The sequence below is a fragment of the Anaerosporobacter sp. genome, assembly GCF_965301125.1.
The window spans coordinates 1-2,921 of the sequence record NZ_CBDLAM010000281.1 but is presented as its reverse complement, the minus strand read 5'-3'; the positions used below and the strand labels follow the sequence as shown (position 1 = coordinate 2,921).

3 protein-coding genes are annotated in these 2,921 nt (G+C 29.2%); all 3 read left to right on the top strand.

From position 1 onward, the window contains the following. The coding region (locus tag ACW2QF_RS18690; protein WP_455717527.1) for a radical SAM protein at nt 1-896 on the top strand (896 nt) is incomplete at its 5' end. Nucleotides 897-921: 25 nt separating this feature from the next. Beyond that, complete coding sequence (locus ACW2QF_RS18685; RefSeq protein WP_455717526.1) at nt 922-2,145, top strand: hypothetical protein; 1,224 nt, start codon at nt 922-924, stop codon at nt 2,143-2,145. Nucleotides 2,146-2,161: 16 nt separating this feature from the next. Continuing rightward, entirely contained in the window at nt 2,162-2,845 is a 684-nt protein-coding gene (locus ACW2QF_RS18680; RefSeq protein ID WP_455717525.1) for an ABC transporter ATP-binding protein, read from the top strand. The last annotated feature ends 76 nt before the right edge of the window (nt 2,846-2,921 follow it).

Genomic DNA, 2,921 nt, shown 5'->3' with positions numbered 1-2,921 from the left:
TGAACGAAAAAATATTTAAATTTGTTAGAGAAGAAAATATGAAACTCAACATAATTACGAATGCAACTCATATTGAAGAGTATAAAGAATTGTTTAATGAATATAAAGATGAAGTTATGTCAGTTCAGATAACTCTTGACGGAAATAAGGAGATTCACGATAAGAGAAGAATACGTAAAGATGGTAAAGGAACTTTTGATGTTATTAGTAAAGGAATTGATATTCTTCTTGAGATAGGATTGAGAAGAGTAAATGTCCGAGTTAATGTAGATAGTGATAATATTGAGTCTTTAACAGAATTTAATGATTTTATAAAGAATAAGGGGTGGAGTGATCGAGAAAATTTCCACTGTGATATTGCACCTGTTACCGATCATACAAATTCAAAGAAACATGCCATAATGGGAGAAAATGAAATTGTTAAACGTATAACAGAGATTTTCCCCCAATATGAAGAAGACAGTTTTACTCAATTGACGATGTTTAGAATCGTTGAACATGTTGCAAAGGTATTAGGTATTATAAAAAATAGTGAAGGTAGTTTTAGTAAGTTTACGTTTTGTGAAGCAAATCGTATGCAATTTTTAGTTTTTGACCCAAGCGGAAATATTTATACATGTCCAGAGGCAGTAGGTGATGAAAGATTATCTATTGGAAATTTCAATGAAAAATTGGAATTAAATAAAGCAAAGGAAGACTTATGGTCAAATAGAAATATACTCACAATTCCGAAATGTCAAGAATGCAATATTGCACCATTTTGTGGTGGAGGATGTGCATATGCATCAATTAAGACAAATAATGATTTGTATTGCCCAGTATGTAATAATGCAGATAAAGTTTTAGCTGAGTATATATCTAGCTTATCATCGTATATTTTGAATAAATTTCAATAAATTTATAGAATGAAATGAGGATAGTATGGAGCAGGTTATCAGAGTAAAACCTTACACAAAAGAAAAATTTGATGTAAATGAAAATGGTGATTATTTTGTTCTCTCTTTTAGTAGTACGATTAACTTTAAAGTTACTGATGTTGCAGAATTTATCATTTCTCAATTCGATGGGAGAAGAGACGTAGAAGAAGTTTTGCAAGTGATTAATGATGAAGGAGTTCAATTAGAAAAGGATGAACTGAATAAATTTATAGACAAGTTTTTAATTCAAAATAATTTAGTTGAAGGAATGGAATTTGATACTAATAATGATAGCTCTAAATTGTGGTATCATTTTCCGTTATTTGATGGAACCAGAATAAAACCTATCTTTAATTTTTTTAAAGTGCTATTTGACCAAAAAATGTTTATTATTCAACTTGCTATGTTTATTGTTATACAGTTATTTTTTTGGACAACGGGAAGATATTTTGCTGAAACAGATAAAATATGGAATAATAATACATTTGTAGTTCTTATAGTATTATTTATTTCTAGTATTTATCATGAACTAGGACATGCGACAGCAGCTTGCTATTATAATTGCAAAGTGGGGGCTATTGGTGTAGGGTTATACTTATTTAAACCAGTTTTGTATACAGATCTAAGTAGTACATGGAAATTGAGTAGAAAACGAAGAGTTATTGTTGATATGGGGGGGATATATTTTCAACTTGTAATGATTAATGCTATTTCGTTGATTTTACTATTTATAAATTCAAGCGAACTAAAGGTGGCAGTTCTATCAATAATTGTACTAGCAATATTAAACTTAAATCCTTTCCTTAGATTAGATGGATACTGGATATTAACAGATTGGTTGGGGATTGTTAATGTTAATAGTCGTGTATTTAGTTTGATTAAGAATAAGTTTAGTAAGTATGTTTTAAAAAGAGATTATGATGAAGACAATCTAGAATTAAAACCAGTAACAAGGGCGATACTTTATGGGTATATGTTCATTTATTTACTATTTACAGTAGTAGCATTAGTTTTTGGAATGTATATGATAGTACAATTAGTTACAGGTGAAGTTGATTTGTATGCTCTTTTTTTAGATTTAGTAAGAGCTTTGAAAGCAGGTAGTTTTAATACACTCTTTCCAGCTTTTAATAAATTAATCATTCAATCATTACCATATGTATACATAGCAATTATGATTATTTCTTTGATAAGAAATGTTAAAAAAAAGAAAAAAGCAAACACTTAAAGGAGATAAGGGTATTATGAATGAAATAGTATCGGTGAATTCCCTAACAAAAGAAATCAAAAACGGAGAACAAATGCTTAATATATTGAAAAATATTAACCTAGATGTAATAGAGGGTGAATTTATTTCAATTATGGGTGCTAGTGGAAGTGGAAAAAGCACTTTACTAGGGATTTTATCTGGGTTAGATAATGAGTGTAATGGTGAGGTAAAAGTTTGTGGAGAGAATATCCTGGGTATGAAGGATAAGGAACTTACACAGTTTAGGAATGAAAATATTGGGATTGTTTTTCAATCTTTTAACCTTTTACCAGATCTTAGTATATTAGAAAATATTAAGGTTCCTCTTTATTTTTCAAAAAACAAAGCCTCGATGAATAAGAAGGCTATGAATATATTGTCTGCAGTAGGCTTAAAAGATAAGGCAAAAAATTATTCAAAGCAGTTATCTGGAGGAGAACAACAAAGGGTTGCTATTGCAAGAGCGTTAATCAATAATCCTAAACTGCTATTTGCTGATGAGCCTACTGGTGCTTTAGACAAAGCCAATGGTGATATGATATTGAAATTGTTGAAGAAATTTAATAAAGAATATAATATGACTATTGTTATGGTTACTCATGATAATCAATTAGCGAAAGAGGCAGATCGAATTATACAATTAGAAGATGGACAGATAAAACAATATAGAAATATGTAAGAGTATATTTGAATAGAGGAGTGATGCAGATGTTTTATATACGCTACTTATTTCAAAAATTTAAGTGTAATAAATT

Excerpts from the sequence above, each read along its gene's own strand:
- ACW2QF_RS18685 (WP_455717526.1), top strand. The coding sequence starts at position 922 with ATGGAGCAGGTTATCAGAGTAAAACCTTACACAAAAGAAAAATTTGAT.
- ACW2QF_RS18680 (WP_455717525.1), top strand. The coding sequence starts at position 2,162 with ATGAATGAAATAGTATCGGTGAATTCCCTAACAAAAGAAATCAAAAAC.